This is a genomic window from Phenylobacterium sp. (genome assembly GCF_016793285.1).
In the GTDB taxonomy this organism is placed as follows: Bacteria; Pseudomonadota; Alphaproteobacteria; order Caulobacterales; family Caulobacteraceae; genus Phenylobacterium.
The window spans coordinates 22,359-44,008 of the sequence record NZ_JAEUMO010000016.1 but is presented as its reverse complement, the minus strand read 5'-3'; the positions used below and the strand labels follow the sequence as shown (position 1 = coordinate 44,008).

Annotated in this window: 16 protein-coding genes; 7 read left to right on the top strand and 9 right to left on the bottom strand. The window is 70.8% G+C overall.

Annotation, left to right across the window (positions count from 1 at the left end):
- The first annotated feature begins 76 nt into the window (after positions 1 to 76).
- Entirely contained in the window at positions 77 to 2,101 is a 2,025-nt protein-coding gene (locus tag JNL41_RS02135; protein WP_293472621.1) for a TonB-dependent receptor, read from the top strand.
- 63 nt (positions 2,102 to 2,164) lie between these two features.
- Here the strand turns inward: JNL41_RS02135 and JNL41_RS02130 are convergent, their stop codons facing one another.
- Together JNL41_RS02130 and JNL41_RS02125 are read right to left on the bottom strand one after the other, a co-directional pair.
- Positions 2,165 to 3,568, bottom strand: a complete 1,404-nt coding sequence (locus JNL41_RS02130; protein WP_293472620.1) for an aldehyde dehydrogenase family protein — start codon at positions 3,566 to 3,568, stop codon at positions 2,165 to 2,167.
- Positions 3,569 to 3,672: 104 nt separating this feature from the next.
- Complete coding sequence (locus JNL41_RS02125; RefSeq protein ID WP_293472619.1) at positions 3,673 to 4,824, bottom strand: alpha/beta fold hydrolase; 1,152 nt, start codon at positions 4,822 to 4,824, stop codon at positions 3,673 to 3,675.
- Between the two features lie 85 nt (positions 4,825 to 4,909).
- Between JNL41_RS02125 and JNL41_RS02120 the strand changes: the two genes are divergently transcribed.
- From JNL41_RS02120 to JNL41_RS02110, 3 genes are read left to right on the top strand one after another with little or no spacing between them, the layout of a single operon-like run.
- Entirely contained in the window at positions 4,910 to 5,572 is a 663-nt protein-coding gene (locus JNL41_RS02120; RefSeq protein ID WP_293472618.1) for a TetR/AcrR family transcriptional regulator, read from the top strand.
- The gene (locus JNL41_RS02115) at positions 5,569 to 6,261 is read left to right on the top strand and encodes a VOC family protein (protein ID WP_293472617.1); all 693 of its coding nucleotides are present in this window, start codon (positions 5,569 to 5,571) and stop codon (positions 6,259 to 6,261) included. Before JNL41_RS02120 ends, JNL41_RS02115 begins: the two co-directional genes overlap by 4 nt.
- Before the next feature lie 9 nt (positions 6,262 to 6,270).
- On the top strand, positions 6,271 to 7,521 hold the full coding sequence (locus JNL41_RS02110) for a hypothetical protein (protein ID WP_293472616.1): 1,251 nt from the start codon (positions 6,271 to 6,273) through the stop codon (positions 7,519 to 7,521).
- Here JNL41_RS02110 and JNL41_RS02105 read toward each other — a convergent pair whose 3' ends face one another.
- The 4 genes from JNL41_RS02105 to JNL41_RS02090 all read right to left on the bottom strand — a co-directional run bounded on the left by JNL41_RS02105 (position 7,522) and on the right by JNL41_RS02090 (position 13,983).
- Entirely contained in the window at positions 7,522 to 9,012 is a 1,491-nt protein-coding gene (locus JNL41_RS02105) for an FAD-binding protein (protein WP_293472615.1), read from the bottom strand.
- 83 nt (positions 9,013 to 9,095) lie between these two features.
- Entirely contained in the window at positions 9,096 to 9,824 is a 729-nt protein-coding gene (locus JNL41_RS02100) for a DsbA family protein (RefSeq protein ID WP_293472614.1), read from the bottom strand.
- 33 nt (positions 9,825 to 9,857) lie between these two features.
- Entirely contained in the window at positions 9,858 to 11,249 is a 1,392-nt protein-coding gene (locus JNL41_RS02095; protein WP_293472613.1) for a M48 family metalloprotease, read from the bottom strand.
- A 52-nt stretch (positions 11,250 to 11,301) separates the two neighbouring features.
- Positions 11,302 to 13,983, bottom strand: a complete 2,682-nt coding sequence (locus JNL41_RS02090; protein WP_293472612.1) for a ribonuclease E/G — start codon at positions 13,981 to 13,983, stop codon at positions 11,302 to 11,304.
- A 475-nt stretch (positions 13,984 to 14,458) separates the two neighbouring features.
- On the opposite strand from JNL41_RS02090, the gene JNL41_RS02085 reads away from it, so the two are divergent.
- The 3 genes from JNL41_RS02085 to prfB all read left to right on the top strand — a co-directional run bounded on the left by JNL41_RS02085 (position 14,459) and on the right by prfB (position 19,369).
- Positions 14,459 to 15,634 carry an N-acetylmuramoyl-L-alanine amidase gene (locus JNL41_RS02085; RefSeq protein ID WP_293472611.1) on the top strand — a complete coding sequence of 392 codons (1,176 nt, stop codon included), beginning with the start codon at positions 14,459 to 14,461 and terminating at the stop codon, positions 15,632 to 15,634.
- A gap of 151 nt (positions 15,635 to 15,785) precedes the next feature.
- Positions 15,786 to 18,164 carry a penicillin-binding protein 1A gene (locus JNL41_RS02080; protein WP_293472610.1) on the top strand — a complete coding sequence of 793 codons (2,379 nt, stop codon included), beginning with the start codon at positions 15,786 to 15,788 and terminating at the stop codon, positions 18,162 to 18,164.
- Positions 18,165 to 18,258: 94 nt separating this feature from the next.
- A protein-coding gene (prfB, locus tag JNL41_RS02075) for a peptide chain release factor 2 (RefSeq protein ID WP_293472609.1) occupies positions 18,259 to 19,369 on the top strand; the annotation gives its coding sequence in 2 pieces (ribosomal slippage) (positions 18,259 to 18,327 and positions 18,329 to 19,369; 1,110 coding nt in all).
- A 31-nt stretch (positions 19,370 to 19,400) separates the two neighbouring features.
- Here prfB and JNL41_RS02070 read toward each other — a convergent pair.
- From JNL41_RS02070 to JNL41_RS02060, 3 genes are all read right to left on the bottom strand, one after another.
- Positions 19,401 to 19,817, bottom strand: coding sequence for a polymer-forming cytoskeletal protein (locus JNL41_RS02070; RefSeq protein ID WP_293472608.1), 417 nt, complete (start codon positions 19,815 to 19,817; stop codon positions 19,401 to 19,403).
- A complete protein-coding gene (locus JNL41_RS02065; protein ID WP_293472607.1) occupies positions 19,798 to 20,952 on the bottom strand; it encodes a M23 family metallopeptidase in 1,155 nt (384 codons plus the stop codon). Before JNL41_RS02065 ends, JNL41_RS02070 begins: the two co-directional genes overlap by 20 nt.
- Before the next feature lie 151 nt (positions 20,953 to 21,103).
- The gene (locus JNL41_RS02060) at positions 21,104 to 21,565 is read right to left on the bottom strand and encodes a peroxiredoxin (RefSeq protein ID WP_293472606.1); all 462 of its coding nucleotides are present in this window, start codon (positions 21,563 to 21,565) and stop codon (positions 21,104 to 21,106) included.
- Positions 21,566 to 21,650 lie beyond the last annotated feature (85 nt).

Here is a 21,650-nt window from a genome sequence, read left to right as displayed (position 1 = left end):
ACCGTTCCGTACTGCCGCGCGCCGACGCCTTCGGCCATGACGCGGTCCGTTGTTCGGGGAAGGGGCCGCCGGTTCCATGCGTCATGCCAGTCTCGCCGCGCTGTGCGTCTTCGGCGCGGGGCTCGTCTGTGGACCGGCGCTCGCCGCGGATGAGGCGGCGGCTGCCGCCGACGACGCGACGGGCGTCCAGGAGGTCGTCGTCTTCGGCCGCGGCGAGGCCAAGATCGGCGTCGCCCACGCCGCCAGCGAGGGCACGATCGCCGGCGCCGACATGCTGGTCCGGCCGCTGCTCAAGCCCGCCGAACTGGTCGAGGCCGTGCCGGGCCTGATCGCCGCCCAGCACTCGGGATCGGGCAAGGCCAACCAGTACTTCCTGCGGGGCTTCAACCTCGACCACGGCACCGATTTCACGACCTACATCGACGACGTGCAGATGAACTTCCGCACCCACGGGCACGGACAGGGCTACCTCGACCTCAACGGCCTGATCCCGGAGGTCGTCAGCCGCGAGGACTACCGCAAGGGCCCGTACCGGGCGGACGGCGGCGACTTCGCGCTGGCCGGCGCGATCTACATGAACACGATCGACGGCTACGACCGGCCCTGGGTGGCGGGCGAGGCTGGCTCGTTCGGCTACGGCCGGATCGCGGCGGGCGGCAGCGTCGGCGACGAGGCGGCCGGCCGGTTCACCCTGGTCGCCGAGGGCAAGGTCTACGACGGCCGCTGGGAGCAGGCCGAACACCTGCGCCACTACGCGGCCTTCGCCAAGTACGCCCGCGACATCCCGCTGGGGCGTCTCGAACTGACCGCGCATGGCTATCACGGGACCTGGCGGCCGACCGAGCAGATCCCCGAGCGGATCGTGGGCTCGTCCGCCTGCGCGGACGTCTTCTGCTCCCCGGATCCGACCGCGACGGGCCGGACCGACCGCTTCGTCGTGAACGCCAGGCTCACCGGCGACGGCTGGAAGGCCAACCTGTACGGCCAGGCCTACGACTGGGACATGTACTCCAACCCGACCTACGCCAACGCCGACGGCTCGAGCGCGCAGATCCACCAGTTCGACCGGCGCGTGATCCTCGGCCTGCGCGCCGAGCGGACCTGGGTCGCAGGCCCGACGCTCCAGGTGCGCGTCGGGACCGAGACCCGCTACGACGACATCTCCAACGTCGGCGTGGCGCAGACCTCGTCCCGGCGGCTCGTCTCGTCGTTCGGCTTCTATGCGGTGAAGGAGGCCTCCGCGGCGGCCTACGGCGAGGCGACCTGGGAGCCGCTGGAGGGGCTGCGGATCATCGGCGGCCTGCGCGGCGACTACTATCACGCCGACGTCGAGGCCAAGGACGCCGCCGCCGCGGCCCTCGGCGTGGGCCGTGCCGGCGACGGCATCGTCTCGCCGAAGGTCGACGTCGCCTACAGGCTCACCGACAGCATCGAGCTCTACGCGGACTGGGGCCGCGGCTTCCACTCCAACGACGTGCGGGGGCGGTTCGCCGCGACGCCCGTGCCGATCCTGGTGCGCGGCACGGGCGAGGAGGTGGGCGCGCGCTTCCAGCTCGGGCGCCTGACGCTCACCACCAACTACTGGAAGCTGAAGGTGGGCAGCGAGCTGCGGTTCGTGGGCGACTCCAACGCCGTGGAGCCGACGGGCGCGAGCCGGCGGCGCGGCTACGACGTCGTGGCCTTCTGGCGCCCGGTGGACTGGCTCGCCGTCGACGGCAGTTGGTCGGCCAGCCACGCCCGCTACGACAACGGCGACCATATCCCGAACGCCTTCGAGAACTCCGGCTCCGTGGGCGTCAGCTATGTCTCGGACGACTGGAAGGCCAGCGTGCGTGTCCGCCATCTCGGCCCGTCGCCGCTGATCGAGGACAACTCCGTGCGCGACAAGGGATCGACCGTCGTCAACCTGCGCGGCGCGCGCGTGTTCGCCGACATCGAGGTCTACGGCGAGCTGCTGAACGTCCTGAACAGCCGCGACAAGGACATCGCCTATTTCTACGAGAGCTTCGTGCCCGCCTTCGACGCCGCGCCGACCGAAGGGCGTCTGAGCCGCGTGGTCGAGCCGCGGACGGTGCGCGTGGGGGCCACCTACCGGTTCTGACGGATCTGCGGGCGGCGGCCCCTCCGAAGCCGCCGCTCGCGATTTTCCGTGAAGGTCAGGCGCTCAGCGCGCCATGTTGAGGACCTGGACCTGGGTGAACTCCTTCAGGCCCTCTTCGCCCAGCTCCGAGCCCACGCCGGAGAACTTGGCGCCGCCGAAGGGCAGGTGCGGCTGCAGGTCGGCGTGCTTGTTCACCCACACCGAACCCGACTCCATCTGCTCGGCCAGGCCCCAGGCCCTCTCGCTGTCCTTGGCCCAGATCGAGCCGCCCAGGCCGTAGATCGAGGCGTTGGCGCGGCGCACGGCCTCGGCCGGGTCGGAGTACTTGATCACCGGCATCACCGGGCCGAACTGCTCCTCGTCGACCAGCTTGGTCCCGTCGGCGATGTCGCGCACGACGGTGGGCTGGATGAAGTAGCCCTTGTCGCCCTGACGGCCACCCCCGGCGATGACCTTGCCATCCTTCCGGGCGCTCTCGATGAAGCCCATGACCTTGTCGAACTGCTGCTTGTTCTGGAGCGGGCCCATCTGGACCCCCTGCTCGAGGCCGTCGCCGACCACCATCTCGCCCGCCAGACGGGCGAACTCGTCGCACATGGCGTCGTACATGCTCTCGTGGACGTAGATGCGCTTGGCCGCGATGCAGACCTGGCCGGCGTTCTGCATGGCCGCGCCGAACACCTTGGGCGCGGTCTCCTTGAGGTCGACGTCGTCCAGGACGATCAGGGCGTCGTTGCCGCCCAGCTCCAGCGACACGCGCTTGAGGGCGTCGGCGGCCGAGGCCATCACCTTCTTGCCGGTCTCGGTCGAGCCGGTGAAGCTGATCTTGCGGATATCGGGATGCCGGGTCATCTCGCCGCCCAGGTCGTTGGCGTCGGCGATGATGTTCACGACGCCCGGCGGCACGATGTCCTTGATGATCTCGCCCAGCTTCAGCGCCGTCAGCGGCGTGGTCGGGGCAGGCTTCACGATGACCGTGTTGCCGGCCAGCAGCGCCGCCGGGACCTTGAACGCCATCAGGATCATCGGGAAGTTCCAGGGGATGATGCAGCCCACCACGCCCAGCGGCTTGCGGCGCACCTCGACCCGGCCCGACGCGTCGTCCTGCACGGTCCTGGCCGGGAGGTCCAGGCTCGCGAAATAGCGGAAGAAGGCCGAGGCGCCGAACACCTCGCCGGTGGCGTCGGCCAGCGGCTTGCCCTGTTCCTGGGTCAGCAGGCGGGCGAGGTCGTTCAGGTTGGCCTGGATCGCGTCGGCGATCTTGACGAGCACCGCGCGGCGTTCGTCGATCGAGGTGGCGCTCCAGGCGGGGAAAGCGGCCTTGGCGGCGGCGACCGCCTGGTCGAGCTGGCCCTTCGAGGCCCGGGCGCAGGAGGCGAACACCTCCTCCGTGGCCGGGTTGACCACGTCCAGCGTGGCGTCGCCCTTCACCAGGGCGCCGTTGATGAGCAGCTTGTAGTCGGACATGGGATCCTCCCGGAGCAATTGTCGGGAGGAAGGCAACGCCCCTTACGTCAGGTCGGTCAAGTGCGGCCTGGAGCCGTCGGCGGTTCGTCCGAACCGTCGAGGCTCTAGAAGCCGCGCGCGTCCAGCCAGGCGCCGACCGCGGCCGTCGCCTTGGGCAGCAGATCCGGCCGCTCGGCATAGTAGTGGTCGGCGCCTTCGATATGCACGATCGACTTGTCCTGCGAGCCCACGGCGTCGAACAGCCGCTGGGCGTGGCTGGGCGTGCAGGCCAGGTCGGCGGTGTTGTTGATCACCAGCGTCGGACAACTGATCCGGCGGCCGTTGGTGACGCCGTTGGCGCGGCTCTCGTCGTAGCTCCATTGCGACAGCCACGAGCGCAGGGTGGTGAAGCGGCCCAGACCCACCGGCCCGTCGTTCACGATCCTGGGGTCGCCGAGATAGCAGGTGTAGGGGCGGCGGTCGGACGGGTCCTGGGAGGGGTCGGTCCAGCGGACGTCGCACATGGTGCCCTGCACCACGAAGCAGCGCTCGGCGTCGGGATCGCCGTTGGCGTTGAGGTCGGCGAGCTGCGCCTTGGCCCAGTCGGTGATGCGCCGGTTGCGGGCGATCTGCGCCTCCCGGAACCGGGCGACGAACTCGGCGGAGTAGGGCGGCCGCTGCGGACAGGCGGCGTCGTAGATGTCGAGGCCGCGATCGCGCTCGAAAGGCCGCGTCTCGTCCAGGATCGAGGGGTCCATCCATTCGGTCATGGTCACCGAGCGGCTGATGTGCGCCGCCAGCAGCATCACGCCGTCGGCCGGCTGCAACCCCGCGCCCTTGATGTCGATCGGATCGCCCGCGGGTGTCTCGGTGATCGTCGGGTGCTCGGCCTGGTCCTGGTAGAACATCGACAGCGAGCCGCCGCCGGACCAGCCGCCCAGGATCACCTTCTCATAGCCGAAGCGGGTCTTCAGGTCGGCGATGCAGGCGCCCAGGTCCAGGACGCACTTCTCCATGATGAGCGCCGTGTCGTTCCCGCGGTAGCGCGGGTTGCAGTAGACGACGTGGCGTCCGGCCCGGGCCAGCGCCGAGACCAGCGGCAGGAACGACCCGCCGCCGATGGGGTGGCTGAACAGGATGGCGGTCTTCGACGTGCCCGTGTCGGGCCGGATGCGCATGCACTCGACGAAGACCTGGCCCGAGGGGCCGCCGTAGACCTCCTTCAGCCGGCTGTTGTCCGCATGAACGAAGCCGTAGGCCTCCCGCACGATCGCCATGGTCGCTCTCCCCGCTGCCGCCGACTTGATGGCCGGATCACTTTCTGACTACAAAATCAGAAAAGCTGATTGCCGAGTCAATGCGATGCCTGACGCCACCGACTGGTCGAGCACACCGAAGGGGGAGGCCACGGCCGCCCGGATCCGTGAGGTGGCGCTGGACCAGTTCTCCCGCCTGGGCTTCGAGCGCGTGACCCTGGGCGGCATCGCCAGGGCGGCCAGGGTCTCGCAGCCGGCCCTACACTACCACTTTCAGGACAAGGCCCAGCTCTGGCGCAGTGCGATGCTGGCGCTTGCCGCGGTCATCGCCGAGGAGGAGCGGCTGATGGCCGTGGCCCGCGACCTGCCCGCGGTCAGCCAGTTGCGCATGGCCATGCGGCTCTTCCTCCAGATCAGTTGGAATCACCCGGCGCTGGGCCGGATCGTGGCCCTCGAGGGCATGGCGGGGGGCGAGCGCCTGGAGTGGCTGAATCGCCGGCTGATCGGGCCGCGCAACCGTCGCCTGGCGGAACTGGCCCGTCAGGCCATCGCCGACGGCGACCTGCGCCCGTTCCCGCCCGAGATGCTGATCGTGACCCTGCAGACCGGCGGCGTGGGGGTGATCAACCTGGCGCCCCTGATGCGAGAGGGGTTCGGCGTCGATCCCGATCTGCCGGCGGCCCGCGCTGCCCACGAAGAGATGATCCTGGAGGCCTTGCTCGGGGGCTTCCTGACCGAACGGGGCCGAGCCAGGGAGAGCGTCAGATGAGCCAGCACCCGACCGGCGTCCACCACCTCGCCTTCATGGCGGCCGACATCAAGACACACATCGAGTTCTTCACCCAGGTGATGGGCTGTCCCCTGGTGGCGATCTTCGACATGCACGGGGTGCCGGGCGCCCTGCATGCGTTCCTGCGCATGAACGACCACAGCTACTTCTCGATCGTCCAGATGGAAGCGGTGGCGGACATCCCCATCGAGGTGGGGCGAACGCACGCGGGCTCGGGCGGCCTGCCCAGCGCCGCCGGTACGCTGCAGCACCTGGCGTTCGGCGTGGACAGCGAGGCCGACCTCCTGGCCATGCGCGACCGCATCCGCAGCCGCGGCGTCAATGTCATCGGGCCCATCGACCACGGCATGTGCAAGTCGATCTACTTCGCGGGGCCCGACCGGATGACCCTGGAGGTCGCGACCTCGGCGGTGGCGGTCGATCCGGCGGTCTGGATAGATCCGGCCGTGCTCGCCAAGGCCGGCATCTCGGCCGAGGAGGCGCAGCGCTACAAGGCCCCCGCCGCCTATTCGGGGCCCAGCCCCGTGCCGCAGCCGGCCTTCGATCCCGCCAAGCCCCACATGGTCTATCCGCAGGCGGTGTACGAGCACCTGCTGGCCATGCCCGACGACGTGCTGGCCAAGGCGGCGTCCTACGCCACGCCGCCCGTTCCGCAGCCCGTCGCCTGAGGTCGCGTCATGGACGACGGGGCAAACGACCTGCCGCTCGCCGAGCGGCGCATTCCCGCCGGCGACGACTTCCTGTCGCCGGACGCGCTCGCGGCGCTGACGCCCGAGATCGTGGTCGCGCGGATGCAGGCGCTCGCGCCCCGCATTGCCGCCGCCGCGGCCGAGGCCGAACGCCTCCGCCGGCCGGTGGACGACATCTGGGCGGCGATCCGGGCCTCGGGTTACTTCTACATCTATGTGCCCCGGGCCTTCGGCGGCCTGGAGGTCACCCCCGACCAGTTCATCGACGCCAGCCTGCCGATCGCCGAGGCCTGCGCCTCCACGGGCTGGGTCGCCTCGTTCTGCGCCGAGCACAACTGGATCGCCTCGCACCTGCCGCCTGAGACGCAGGCGCAGCTATTCGGCGGCGGCCGCTACATCGTGGCCCCCGTCGTCAGCGCCCCGCCGGGCCAGGCCGTGCCGGTCGAAGGCGGCTATCGCGTCACCGCGCGCTGGAAATGGGGCACCGGCGTGATGCACGCCGACTGGGTGGGCGGCAGCGCCATCGTCGTCCGGCCCGAGGGCCCGCCGCAGGTGCTGACGGTGTTCATTCCTGCCGCCGAGGTCGAGGTCCCGGACACCTGGCGCATCGCCGGGATGGTGGGCACCGGCAGCAACGACATCGCCGTGCGCGACGTCTTCGTGCCCGCCGCCCGGACCCTGGCGATGGATCTGCTGGCGAAGGGGCAGGGGCCCGGTTCGCGGGGCTACGAGAATCCCATCTACTCCATGCCCATGCTCCCGTTCCTGGCGATGACCGCGGCGATCTCCGCCGTCGGCGCGGCCCGGTCGGCGCTGGCGGCGTTCCGCGCGCGGCTGGAGCAGCACGTGCGGATGGGCGCCCAGGCGCGCCAGGTCGACCGCCCGGCGGCGCAGATCCGGCTGGGCAAGGCTGCGGTGATGATCGACGTGGCGGAGCAGACGATCCGCCGGGCCGGCCGCGACAACGTCGCCGCGGGGGCGCTGGAGGGACCGGAGCAGGTGGCCGCGCGCATCGCGATCCGCTCGCGCGTGGCTTATGCCGTCCAGCTCTGCCGCGAGGCGGTGGCGCTGCTGGGCGAGGCGGCGGGATCGGGCGCGCAGATGCTGGACCAGCCGTTCCAGCGCGCGGTGCGCGACATCGCGGTCATCTCGACCCACGTCGTGTTCGACATCGACGCCGTGCTGGAGATGCACGGGCGCAGCCTCGTGGGGCTGCCGCCCAACTCGATGCTGATCTGATCAGGCCGCCGCGCGCGCCCGCTGCTCGTCGGCGGCGGCGTCGAGCCCGAGGGCGTCGAACAGGGGCCGCCGGTCCGGTCCGGGCCTGGGAGCGTAGAGGTCGGCGTTCTTCGCCTTCCCGCGGGCCCAGACGCGCAGGATCTTCGCGAGGTTCTTCGGCCGCTTCATCCACGCCTGCGGGTGCTCCAGCATGTGGAACCCCTTCAGGAACCCCCGCATCAGGTCGAGATCGGTGCGCAGCGCAATGGCGATGCCGTCCTCCATGAAGCTCTTGACGATCCGGCCGCGCAGCGAGGGCCGGGAGTCCGGCGCCAGGGCCGCCTTCGCCCGCTTGATCGCCGAGCGGTCGGCCTGGCGCATCACGTCGTAGTACGGCCGCAGCTCGCGCTCGACGCCGGCCCGATAGTGGAGCAGGCGCGCGGTCGGGTCAGGGCTGGCGTTCAGGGCGTCGAGCAGCAGGTGGGCGCTCACCGCGGCGAACGAGCAGCCGCGGCCGTAGAGGGGGTTGGTGCGCACAACGCTGTCGCCGACCGGGAAGAGCCCGAGGACGGCCGGCTTGCCCTCGGGGGCGACGTCGCGCCAGCGGCTCTCGAGCTGGCCCATGCCGAACACCTTGCTGGTCGGGCGCGCGCGCTCCGGATCGACCCACGGCACGAGGCCCGGCATCTGGCGGCAGACGGCGTCGAACACGTCCGGATCGACGATGGCCTTGCGCAGCTCCTCCTCGACCTCGGGCGCGCACAGCGTGATCGAGAAGCAGCCGTTGTCGCCGGGGAAGACGCCGAACTTGAGATAGCCGAGGTCGCCGGTGGCCGAGTTGCGCGTGCGCGGCGGCTCGCTCTGGCCCTCCAGCAGGCGGTAGTGGCGCGTGAAGTAGATCACCCCGCAGGGCTCGGAACTCTCCGGGATGTCCGCACCGAGGCCGCGGAGCTGCTCGTAGGCCTGGCTGGTCCGGCCTGTGGCGTCGACGACGACGTCGGCGGCGAGTTCGGACCCGTCCTCCAGCCGCACGCCGGTGACGCGCCGCGCCGCGCCGGCCTCGACGATCAGCTCCTTCACGAAGGTCTGCGGCCGCATGGTCACGTTCGCCAGGCCCTCGGCGTAGCGGCGCATGACGAGTTCCAGGGTCGTGCGCCGGCTGGTCAGGATCGCAAGGTCGCGGTCGATGGGGGCGGGGACGTAGCCCTTCTTCAGGTTCTCCGGCAGTCCGCCTTCGAAGCCCAGCTCGCGCACACCCTCGGCCATCAGGGCCTCCAGCAGGGCCGGGTGGCGGTCGCGGGCCAGGGTGCGCAGGCGCGCGAGGAAGGCGTGGCTGTGGCGCAGGTGGCCCACGCCGCGGCGATTCCAGTCGTCGAAGGCGGTGTCGGCGCCGCCGGGCGGCGGCGGCGGATCGCGGTCCAGCACCGTGACTTCGCGCTCGGGACCGGCCAGCGCCATGGCGGTCCACAGACCCGCCATCCCGGCCCCCATCACCAGCACACGTTCGACCATGCCCATCCCCGTTCGTTTCGCCCAGTCTAGCAGAGGCTCGGCTTGACGTCGGGGCCGCTTCGCCGGCGCCAGGAGGCCGCGCGTCAGGTCGGACGCTTCAGGTCCTTCGCGCGGGCCGCCTCGACGGCTGCGCGGACGCCCTGGATGTCGGCGCCGTGGATCACCTGGTCGCCCACCACGAACGCCGGGGTCCCGTCGATCTGCAGTTGGGCGGCGAGTTCGCGGGCGTCCTCCATCTGCCGGGTGATCTCCGGGGCCTCGGCCGCGCGGCGCGCGGCGGCCGGGTCGAGGCCGACGGACGCGAGGCTGCGGTCGATGGCGGCGCCGTCCAGCGGCTTCTGGGCCAGCAGCGAGGCGTAGAGCGGCAGCGCCTTGCCCTTGGCATCGGCGGTCAGTGCGATCTTGCCGGCCTGGATCGAGTAGGGGGTCTGGAAGGCGAACTGCTTCAGCACGAGCCGGACGTCCGGGTTCTCCTGCACCAGCTTCACGACCTCGGGCGCGACCAGCTTGCAGTAGCCGCAGTTGAAGTCGAAGAACTCGGTCACCGTGATCGTGCCGGCCGGGTTCACGACGACGTCGCGCGGGTCGTTCTCGATCTGGCGGCGGAACCTGGCGATGGCGTCCTTCGACGCGGTCAGCGCCGCCTGCTGCTTCTTCTCCTGCAGCTTTCCGATCGCCTCCTCCAGGACCTCGGGGTGCGTGAGCAGGTAGGCGCGGACCTTCGCGCCGAAGGCGGCGTCATCGGTCTTCTGGCACGAGGCCAGGGCGAGGGCGGCCGCGGCGAGGACGGCGAGAGGGGCGAGGCGGATCATCGAAGGTCCAGATAGGTCGGCGCGGCCTGAGGCTCAACGCGTATTGCCGGCGATCGAGCCTTCGCGGCCCAGTTGGCGGAGGTCTTCGCGGGTGGGCTCGGCGGCCAGGACGATGTCGGTGGCGCGCCGCCAGTCCGGCGTGCCCCGCGTCAGCATCTCGCGGGCGCGCATGGCGAAGACGCGGGCCTGCTGCTTGTCGCCGATGTTGTAGTTGTATTCGGCGGTGGCGAGGCGGGCGAGGCCGTCCTCGCCCAGCTTGTCGTAGGCTTCGGCCAGCAGGCGCCAGGCGACCGCGTTGTCGTCTTCCCGGGTGAGCGCGCGTTTCAGTTCGGCGACGCCCTCGTTGACCTTCTTCTTGTCGTCGAGCGCGATCAGGGTCTGGCCGAGGTTGATCCGCAGCAGCGGCGCCTCGGGCTTCAGGGCCACGGACTTGCGCTGCGGGGCCTCGGCCTCCTCGGTGCGGCCGAACTCGAAGAGGATCTGCCCCTTCAGCTCCCAGAGGTAGGGGTTGTCCGGCTGTTCGGCGAGCAGCGCATCGACCAGCTTGAGCGCGCGGTCGGGCTCCTTCAACTGGTAGTAGGCGATCGCCCGGGCATAGCGGCTCGGATAGTCGGTCGCTTTTTCGTCGTACTTGGTGATCGAGACCTGCGGATTGATGAAGCCGTCCAGCTTGGCCTTCATGATCGCGTGCTCGGCCTTGGCGGCCTCGCTGTCGGTCTTGCCGAAGTTCGGCTGGACCTCGACGCGGCGGCGCAGCGCCTCGATCCGGTCGGACGAGATCGGGTGGCTGCGGAAGTAGCCGAAGCGCCGGGCCTCGTCGAAGACCTCCTGGTAGCGGAAGTTGTCGAAGAAGTCGGCGAGGCCCTTGCCCGACAGGCCGGCCTTGTCGAGCAGGGTGGCCCCCGCCTGGTCGGCGCGGCTCTCCTGCTCGCGGCTGTAGCCCAGGAACCCCAGGGTCCCGAAGTAGCTGGCGCTGGACGCGAGGCCCGCCGCCGCGTCGGGCGCGCCGGCGATGGCGGCCAGCACGCCCAGGCCCATGGTCAGCAGGAAGGGCTTCATGCCGGCCCGGCTCATGTCGCCCGAGCGGGCGGAGTGGCCGGCGGCCAGGTGGCCGACTTCGTGGGCGATGACGCCTTGGAGTTCGTTCGGGTCCTTCGCCTCGAGGATCAGGCCGGTGTTGAAGCCCATCACCCGGGGCGCGGCGAAGGCGTTCAGGTCCTTCGAGCCGACGAGGACGATCTCGACGTTCTTGGGGTCGATGCCGGCCGCGACCAGGATCGGATCGGCGTCCCGGGCGAGGATCTCCTCGATCTCGGTGTCGCGGATCAGGCTCTGGGCGGCGGCCTGGCCGGCGGCGAGGCTCGCGCTCGCCGCCACGGCGGCGGCGAGCGCGAGACCTGAGACCGACCGGAAGCGGGGAACCATGCTCAACTCTCTCGAAGTCCCAGGTCCCCCATGACCGCCGAATCCTAACCGCTTACCCCCGTCGCCACCATCCCTTGCGCGGAGCTGCCGCAGGGCCGCTGATCTCGTTCGGATCGGGGGCCTTGGGCGCGGGCGGCGGGGCGGGTTCCGGCTCGGGCGCCGCGGCGACCGCCACGGGCTCGGGCGCGGCCTGCGCCACCACCTCGGCGACGGGTTCGGCGGCCGCCTTGCGGCTGCGCGAGCGCTTCGGCTTGGCCGGGGGCGCTTCGGGCTCGGCGGCGACGGCCGGCCCGGGCTCGGGCTCGGGCTCGGGCGCCGTGGCGACGGGTTCCGGCGCGCTCACGGCCTCGGCCGCCGCGGCGTCCTCGCCGCCACGACCGCGGCCGCGGCTGCGGCTGCGGCGGCCGCGCTTCGGTTTCTCCTCGGCCTCGGGCAGTTCGACCCAGATGTCCTCGTCGCCGTCGCGCGCGACGGCGGGCGCCGGCGCGGGCGTGGTCGCATGCGCGGGCGCGGCGGCCTCGGACCGGGGCGCCTCCGCGGCCGGCGGCGGGCCTTGCGTGAAGGGCTTCAGGTCCTCCGACGGGTCGTACCAGACGAACGGGTCGTCGCCGTAGGGCACCCACGGACGCACCCACGAGAAGGTGTCGGTCGGACGGACGTCGTCGCGCATCCGTCGCCCGCCGCGGCGGCCGCGGCGGCGGCGGCGGCCGTCACGGTCGTCGTCGGCGTCGGCGCGGGCCGGGCGCGGCTCGCGCTCGCCGCGCGGCTCGCTCCCGCGGTCGCCGCGGTCGCTGCGATCGTCGTCGCGGCCCCGGCCGCGGCGGCGGCGGCGTCCGCGGCGGCGGCTGCCGTCCTCGTCGTCGCGGCCGCGCTCCTCGCGGCGCGCGTGGGCCGCGTCGTCGTCGGTGTCCTCGCGTTCGAGGTCGTCCTCGTCCTCGTCCGCCTCGTCTTCCTCGTCCTCGTCCTCGAAGGCCTCGTCGTCGAAGCCGTCGTCCTCGGCGTCGGCCGCTGGGGGGGCCTGGATCGGGGCGGCGAGGGCCGCGTGCTCGGGACGCGTCTCCATCGAGGTGCGCTCGATGGCGTGGTCGGCGTGCGCCATGTCGTCCTCGACGACCACGGTCACGAACAGGCTGAACGCCTGCTGCAGGCGCGCGAGATGGGCGCGCTTTTCGTTCAGGATGTAGAGCCCGACCGCGCGGGGCACGCGCAGGGTGGCCTCGCCGCCGCCCTTCAGGGCCTCGATCTCCAGCGCCCGCAGGGCCGCCAGCGCGCTCGACTCCACCGAGCGCACGCGCCCGGTGCCGCCGCAGTGCTCGCAGACGTGCGTGGTGCCTTCCAGGACGCCGGTGCGGCGGCGCTGGCGGCTGATCTCCATCAGGCCGAAGGCGCTGATCTTGCCCATCTGGACCCGCGCGCGGTCGTCCTTCAGGCAGTCCTTCAGCTTCTTCTCGACCGCCCGGTTGTTCTTCGACTCGTCCATGTCGATGAAGTCGATGACGATCAGGCCGGCCAGGTCGCGCAGGCGAAGCTGGCGGCAGGCTTCCTCGGCGGCCTCCAGGTTGGTCTTCAGCGCCGTGGCCTCGATGTTCCGCTCGCGGGTGGAGCGGCCCGAGTTGACGTCGATGGCGACCAGCGCCTCTGTCTGGTTGATGACCAGGTAGCCGCCCGAGCGCAGCGGCACGACCGGCGAGTAGATCTGGCTGAGGTGGTCCTCGACCCGGTGCTTCACGAACAGCGGCGCCGGCTCGCGGTAGGCCATCACCTTCTTGGCCTGGCTCGGCATCAGCATGCGCATGAAGTCGCGCGCTTCCTTGTAGCCGGCCTCGCCCTCGACCCAGACCTCGTCGATGTCCTTGTCGTAGAGGTCTCGGATCGTGCGCTTCACGAGGTCCTCTTCCTCGTAGATCAGCGCCGGCGCGATCGAGTGCAGCGTCTTCTCGCGGATGTTCTCCCAGAGGCGCAGCAGGTAGTCGTAGTCGCGCTTGACCTCGGCCTTGGTGCGCTTGGCGCCGGCCGTGCGCACGATCAGCCCCATGCCCTGCGGCACGTCCAGGCTGGCGACGACGCTCTTCAGCCGCTTGCGGTCTGTGGCCGTGGTGATCTTGCGGCTGATGCCGCCGCCCCGGGCCGTGTTGGGCATCAGCACGCCGTAGCGGCCGGCCAGCGACAGGTAGGTGGTCAGCGCCGCGCCCTTGTTGCCGCGCTCTTCCTTGACGACCTGGACCAGCATGATCTGCCGGCGGCGGATCACTTCCTGGATCTTGTAGCGGCGCATCAGCCGGCGGCGGCGGCGCGCCAACTCCTCTTCCATGACGTCGTCTTCGTCGTCGCCGCCGCTCAGTTCGTCGGCGTCGTCGGCGTCCTCGACATTGGCTTCGGCGGCCTCGGCGTCGTCGCCGCTGCTGCGACGGCGGCGGCCACGGGCGGGACGTTCGTCCTCGTCGTTGTCCTCGGCCTCTTCGCGCAGCAGGGCTTCGCGGTCCGCGACCGGGATCTGGTAGTAGTCGGGGTGGATTTCATTGAAGGCCAGGAAGCCGTGGCGGTTGCCGCCGTACTCCACGAAGGCCGCTTGCAGCGACGGCTCGACGCGCGTCACCTTGGCGAGATAGATGTTCCCTCGAAGCTGCTTGCGGTTCTGGCTCTCGAAATCGAACTCTTCAACGCGGTTCCCGTCGACGACCACCACACGCGTCTCTTCCGCGTGGGCTGCATCGATCAACATAGTCTTGGGCATAAGTCTCTCCGCGGCGCGCCACGAGGTTCGGGCGCTGCCGGCAAATGGGACGAGCGCGCGCGGGGCCCGCGACGACGCCGGGGGCGCCGTATGCGGAGGCCTTGGGGCCGGAAATGGCTCGAGCTGCGCAGCTCATCGGGTGTGTTCCTAGGCGCGTCCCGAGGGGCGCGGATCGGATCTGAGCGTCGTCGCCGAGTACACGGTCGAGGCCGACGCTGGGTGGTTTTGTCGCGTGGCGTGCGGGCCCATACGGGCGCATCGACGTCGCGCGGCCGGACATTGCAACATGGGGCCTGAAAAGAAAAGCGGCAGCGTCACCTGATCGTCGCGCGCGGCAATACCTCGTTAACCCTTTGTCCACGAGGCCCGCCGCTATATGGGCATTGGGTTCGCTTCATGCGAATCTCCGTGTTTTCGGGGCTTTAGGATGCTTCGGCGAGTTGCGGGTGCGGTGGCGCGGAACCGGGGGCGGCTCGTGGCTCTCTCGGCGGCGCTCTGCCTTGGCCTCGCGGCCGTCGCCGTCGGCCACGCCGCGACCGAGCAGGTCGACCTCCTGAAGATCCGCATGGGCGGCGACTCGGCCGAGACGCGCCTCGTCATCGAACTCGGCGCCTCGACCAGCGCCAAGGTGGTCTCCGACGGCTCCCTCGACCGCCGCGTGGTGATCCTGCTGCCGGGCGTGACGGTGGCCCAAGTCCAGCAGGGCGCCGGCCGCGGCGTCGTGAAGGCCTGGACCGTCGATCAGGTCCAGGGGGCGGCGCGCCTGCAGATGGACCTGGCGGGCGACGGCAAGCTCAGGCGCCGCTTCCTGCTCCCGCCGGCCGACGGCGTGACGAGCTACCGCTATGTGATCGACGTGGCCGCCGCCGCGCCCGGGCCCGCCCAGGCCGCCGCGGCGCAGCCGCAGATCCGCACGCAGTTCCTGCCGGTGAAGAAGGCCGCGGCCGCCGCGCCCGCCAAGCTCGCCCTGCCGCTGAAGAAGGTCGTCGTCATCGACGCGGGCCACGGCGGCAAGGACGCCGGCGCCCAGGGGGCGGGCGGCTACGAGAAGGACATCAACCTCGCCGCGGCCCTGACGCTCGCCGACCAGTTGGCCAAGACCGGCCGCTACAAGGTGGTGCTGACCCGCTCGACCGACGTCTACATCCCGCTGGAGGACCGCGTCCGCGTGGCCCAGCGCGCCGGCGCGGACCTCTTCATCTCGCTGCACTCCGACTCCGGGCCCGAGCCCGAGCTGAAGGGCGCGTCGGTCTACACGCTCTCCGACAAGGCCTCGCAGCGCGCCACGCGGTTCGTCAGCGCCAACGACTGGTTCATGAAGGCCAGTCTGACCGGCGACCAGGGCGTTCGCGACATCCTCTTCGACCTGACGCAGCGCGCCACCCGCAACCGCTCGGCCATCTTCGCCCAGACGCTGCTCTCCAGCATCGAGGGCCGCGCGCCGATGCTGCGCCGCAGCCATCGCGACGCGGGCTTCATGGTCCTGCTCGCGCCCGACGTGCCCGCCGTGCTGCTGGAGATGGGCTTCGTCTCCAACGGCGAGGACGAGGCGCGCCTGCGCGATCCGGTCCAGCGCGGCCGGCTGATGACGGCCGTCGCGCGCGCCATCGACGCCCACTTCGGCGAGCAGGTGAAGCTGGCGTCGCGCTGATCCCGCCGCATTGGCGCCCGCTGCGACACAGGCTAGGACGACAGGCGAGTTGCGCCCCCAGGGGGTCCGCCGGAGCCGTTCAGAGTTGACCACCCCAGACACCCCGGATCCGGAGCTGCCACCCAGGCCGCGGGTCCCGCGATGGGTGGGCATGCTGGGCGTCGGCGCGCTGAGCTTCATCGCGATCGCGGCGCTGGCCGTCGGCATCTATTCGGCATGGCTCTTCCACGACATGCCGGACGCCTCGGACCTTGTCGACTACCACCCGCCGACCGCCACGCGCGCCTACGCCTGGGACGGCACCCTGATCGGCGAGTTCTCGCGCGAGCGGCGCATCTTCGTGCCCTACGAGGCGATCCCGAAGCAGACGGCCCAGGCGTTCCTGGCGGCCGAGGACCACGGCTTCTTCCAGCACGGCGGCGTCGATGTGGGCGGCTTCGCGCGCGCCCAGATGAAAAACGTGGTCAACATCGCCCAGGGCCGCCGGCTCGAGGGCGGCTCGACCATCACCCAGCAGGTGGCCAAGAACATCCTGCTCTCGAACGAGCAGACCATCGGCCGCAAGCTGAAGGAGGCGATCCTCTCCACCCAGCTCGAGCAGACGCTCTCGAAGGAGCGGATCCTCGAACTCTACATGAACGAGATCTGGCTGGGCTATCGCTCCTACGGCGTGGGCGCGGCGGCCTACAACTACTTCGGCAAGTCGCTCAGCGAACTCACCCTGGCCCAGAGCGCCTACCTCGCGGCGCTGCCCAAGGGACCCGACAACTACCACCCCATCCGCCGCAAGGCGCAGGCGATGGCGCGGCGCAACTGGGTGATCGACCAGATGGCCGACCTGGGCTGGGTGACCCGCGCCGAGGCCAACGCGGCGATGGCCGAGGACCTGGTCGTGCAGGCCGCGCCGACCCGCTCGCAGTACCGCGACGCCGACTACTTCGTGGAGGAGGTGCGCCGCATCGCCCTCGACATGAAGGAACTGGGCGACGAGCGGCTGAACGCCGGCGGCTACTACATGCGCACGACCCTGGACCCGGAACTCCAGAGCGCCGCCAAGACCGCCCTGATGAACGGGCTCGAGACCTACGACCGCCGCCACGGCTGGCGCGGCGCCTACGGCCACGTCGACGACCTGAACGGCTGGGAGGACGTTGCGCGCAAGACGGTCCGTCCGCGCGAGCATGCCGACTGGCGCCGCGCGGTGGTCCTGAGCGCCTCGGGCGGGACGGTCAGGGTGCGCAACATCGACGGCGTGGAGGGCAATCTGGCCGGGCAGGACGTGTCCTGGGCGCGGGCGGGGAAGGGGATCGGCTCGGGCGACCTCATCTTCGTGGCGCCGGTCGACGGCGGCGGCTTCCGGCTGAAGCAGGTTCCGGCCGCCAACGGCGCGCTGGTGGCCATGGAGCCTTATTCGGGCCGCGTGCTCGCGATGGTCGGGGGCTATTCGTTCTCGCTGTCGAAGTTCAACCGGGCCACCCAGGCGCTGCGCCAGCCGGGATCGTCGTTCAAGCCGATCGTCTATGCGGCGGCGCTGGAGGCCGGCTACACGCCCGCCTCGACGGTGCTCGACGCGCCGATCACGCTGCGCGGCTACGGCGGCCAGGACTGGAGCCCCGAGAACTACCACCACGACTACCTGGGCGCGCTCACGCTGCGCCGGGGCATCGAGCTGTCGCGCAACACCATGACCGTGCGCCTGGCGCAGGGCATCGGCATGGACCGCATCGCGGCGCTTTCCGAGCGCCTCGGCGTGACCCGGAAGATGGACAAGGTGCTGGCCATGGCGCTGGGGTCGGGCGAGACGACCGTCTACCGGATGGCCGCGGCCTACTCGACCTTCGTCAACGGCGGCAAGCTGGTGCAGCCCCACCTGATCGAGGTGGTCGAGGATCGCAACGGCAAGGTCATCTGGAAGGCCGACCGGCGCGACTGCGACCGCTGCGACGCCGGGTTCGGGGGCGCCGAGAGCCCGCGCATCCAGCGCGCCGGCGACCAGGTGATCGACCCCATCACCGCCTACCAGGTCACCTCGTTCATGGAGGGCGTGGTCCAGCGCGGCACCGCCACCCAGGCCTCGTCGATCGGCAAGCCGCTGGGCGGCAAGACCGGGACCACCAACGACTACCGTTCGGCCTGGTTCATGGGCTTCTCGCCGCACCTCGTCGTCGGCGTCTACATCGGCTTCGACGACAACCGCAGCCTGGGCAACAACGAGACCGGTTCGGTGGCCGCCGTGCCGATCTTCACCGAGTTCATGACCGCGGCGCTGAAGGACAAGCCCGCCGAGCCGTTCAAGGCGCCGGCCAACGCCAAGTTCGCCATGATCCGCGGCATCCGCGAAGCGTTCCGGCCCGGCACCGAGCCGGCGGCCTCGACCGCGGATCTCGGCGCGGCGGCGACGCCCTCGGGCCCGCAGCCCTACGACAAGGTGTTCGGCAATGGCCAGGTCACCGGCGCCCCGAACGCGGCGGCCGCGGTCGCGCCGCCGCCCCCGCCGAAGAAGAAGGACGACCTGTCGGACCTGTTCTGACGCGCGTCTTGCCTCCCGCCGCTTGCGGGGGAGGTGGTTGCTAGGACCGCCGCAGCAGGCTAGAGCCCGCGGCTCACGTTTTGGGAGTCTCTCCATGAGAGCGGATGTCGAGGCCGCGAAGGCCGACATCGAGCAGTCGATCGAACTGCTCAGGAGGCGTCTTTGACTGGGAACCGGCCCTCCGAAAACTCGATGAACTGAACGCGCGGGTCGAAGACCCGACGCTGTGGGACAACCCGGCCGAGGCCCAGGCCGTCAGCCGCGACCGCTCGCGTCTGGCCGCGTCGGTTGACGCCGTGCGCTCGCTGGAGCGAGATCTGGGCGACGCCATCGGCTACGCCGAGATGGCCGACGAGGAGGGCGACGACGCCAGCCTCGAGGAAGCCCGCGAGCAGTTGAAGGCGATCAAGGAACGCGTCGGCCGCGCCGAACTCGAGGCGCTGCTCTCGGGCGAGGCCGACGGCAACGACGCCTTCGTCGAGATCAACTCCGGCGCCGGCGGCACCGAGTCCAACGACTGGGCCGGCATGCTGCTGCGCATGTACAGCCGCTGGGCCAAGGCGCACGGCATGGACGTGGATTTCCTGGAAGAGACCTCGGGCGAACAGGCCGGCATCAAGTCGGTGACCCTGCAGGTGAAGGGGACCAACGCCTACGGCTGGCTGAAGACCGAGGGCGGGGTCCACCGGCTGGTCCGCATCTCGCCGTTCGACGCTGCGGCCAAGCGGCACACCAGCTTCGCCTCGGTCTGGGTCTATCCGGTGGTGGACGACACCATCGAGATCGAGATCAACCCCTCCGACGTGCGCACAGACACCTATCGGGCCTCGGGCGCGGGCGGCCAGCACGTCAACAAGACGGACTCGGCGGTGCGCCTCACGCACATCCCGACCGGCATCGTCGTCGCCTGCCAGAACCAGCGCTCGCAGCACCAGAACCGCGACCAGGCCTGGAAGCAGCTCAAGGCGCGCCTCTACGAGGCCGAACTGGCCAAGCGCGAAGCCGCGGCCCAGGCCGTCGAGGACCAGAAGACCGACATCGGCTGGGGCCACCAGATCCGCAGCTACGTGCTGCAGCCGTACCAGATGGTGAAGGACCTGCGGACCGACGTGGAGACGTCCGACACCGACGGCGTCCTGGACGGCGACCTCGACCGCTTCATGGGCGCCGCCTTGGCCCAGCGCGTCGGCGCGACGCGGGAGTAGTCCTTCCTCCCTGATGGGAAGGGAAGGCGATCTACTCCGCCGCCACCACGCTGAGGGCGGGGGTCTCATCGGCCGGCGAGATCAGCGCCAGGCTGCGGCCTTCGAAGTGGGCGCCGGCTTCGATCGAGAGTTCGGTGTGGCTGATGTCGCCGTCGACGCGGGCGGTGGCCCACAGCTTCACGCGGCGCGCGCAGATCACGCCGGTGACCCGGCCGCGGATCTCCACTGCGTCGGCATGGACCGCGCCCGATACGCTGCCCGCCTCGCCGATCACCAGCAGGCCGACGCGCAGGTCGCCCTCGACGGCGCCGTCCAGATGCAGGTCGCCCTGGGTCTCGACGTTGCCGGCGATGCGGACTCCGGCGGCCACCAGCGAGGCCGGCTCCAGCTTGCGCGGCGCCGACGCGGCGATCTCGCTCGCGGCGTCCCTAGTCGGCTTGGAGAACATATTGGCCCGCCTTCAGGAAGCGTCCCGGGTTCTGCGCCCGGCCGTTGACCCACACTTCATAGTGAAGGTGCGTGCCTGTCGAGCGTCCCGTCGAGCCCATCGCCGCGATCCGCTGACCGACGGCCACCCGCTGACCGGGCCGCACGGCGAAGCCCGAAAGGTGGGCATAGCGCGTCTTCAGGCCGCGGCCGTGGTCGATCTCGACGACGTTGCCATAGCCCGACCGCTGGCCGGTGAACGACACCACCCCCGGCCCGGTCGAGTAGATCGGCTGGGCGTAGCCGCCGTTGAAGTCCAGGCCCGAGTGATAGGCCGGGCGGCGGGTGAAGGGGTCGAAGCGCACGCCGAAGCCGCTGGTCTGCGATCCGGCGTTGGTCGGCCGCGCCACGGGCAGGTCTTCTGCGGCCTGCGCGAGCTGCTTGGACTCGTTGAGATCGCGCGCGGCGCGCTGGATGCGCACGGCGAAGTCGTCGTCCACGTCGAGCACGGCGGCCAGCGCCCGCGGGTCCTTCGAGTCGATCAGCGGTCCGCCCAGCGAGCTGCCGCGGTCCACGAACGAGGAGGGCGAGAGGCCGGCCATGCGGAAGGCCAGGCGCAGGCGGTCGGCGCGGCCCTTGGCGAAGCTGTCGGCGGCTTCCAGGAGCTGCTCCTGGCCGATGCGCACCATCTCGACGCGGCGCACGGGGCTCGCGTCCTGCGCGGCGAGCGCGCGGTTGATGGCGGGTGTCAGCGCCTGGGCGGCGCCCGGCGCGCCCTTCAGGTCGGTGAGCAGCATGGCGAGCGCGGCGTGGCGCTTCTCGATCGCCTGCGCGACGTCGGCGTTCGACCCCGAGGCGGCGTTCAGCCGGGCCATGGCGCTGTCGAGGCGGGCCTGGCGGTCGGCGACATAGCGCTCGGACTGCGCCTTGAGCTGCGCGATCTCGCGGTCCGCGCTGGAGGCGGAGAGCAGGTTCACCAGCATCGCGGCGGTGCAGACGCCCATCCACAGCGCGCCCGCGGCCACGCCGCCGGCGATCATCATCTGCTTCCGCGTCGTGAGGACGAAGCCCTTCATCGCGCCGCCGGAGCGCACGTAGAGGTGCCGCTCCGGAAACAGCTCGACGAGCGAGCTCTTGAGCTTCGCCAGACGTTCCATGCGTGCGCTCAAGTCCCCGGCCCCTGGACCCGCGCGATATGCGACGACTTTCCCGCGACAGGCAAGCCGGTTCGCAGCCCGTCCGGCCCGCGAGCGGCGGTCGGCCAAAAGTTGATATCGATTACCGGCAAGGCTGCGTCCGACGGGGCGTTTACAGGGCCTTGGCGGCGTCCAGGACGGCCTGGGCGTGGTTGGGAACCTTCACCTTGCGCCACATCTTCGCGATCTTGCCGTCCCGGATCAGGAAGGTGGAGCGGTCGATGCCCATGTAGTGGCGGCCGTAGAGGCTCTTCTCGACCCAGGAGCCGTAGCGCTCGACGGTCTCGCCGCTCGGGTCGGAGCCCAGCGGGATGCCGAGGTCGTACTTGGCGACGAACTTCCTGTGCGAGGCGACGGAGTCCTTGGAGACGCCGATCACCGCCACGCCGGCCCTGGCGAACTCGGGTGCGAGCTCGGTGAAGGCCTGGGCCTCCTTGGTGCAGCCCCCGGTGTCGTCCTTCGGGTAGAAATAGAGCACCAGGGTCTTGCCGGCGTAGTCGCTGAGCTTCACCCGGCCGTCCGGGGTCTCCAGGTCGAAGTCCGGCGCAGCGGCGCCTTCCGTCACGGTGGTCATGCGATAGCTCCAGGTTCTTGAACGTCATCCCCGGCCTTGTGCCGGGGATCCAGACGCACCGTCGTCGCCAGGTATCCCGAAGGCC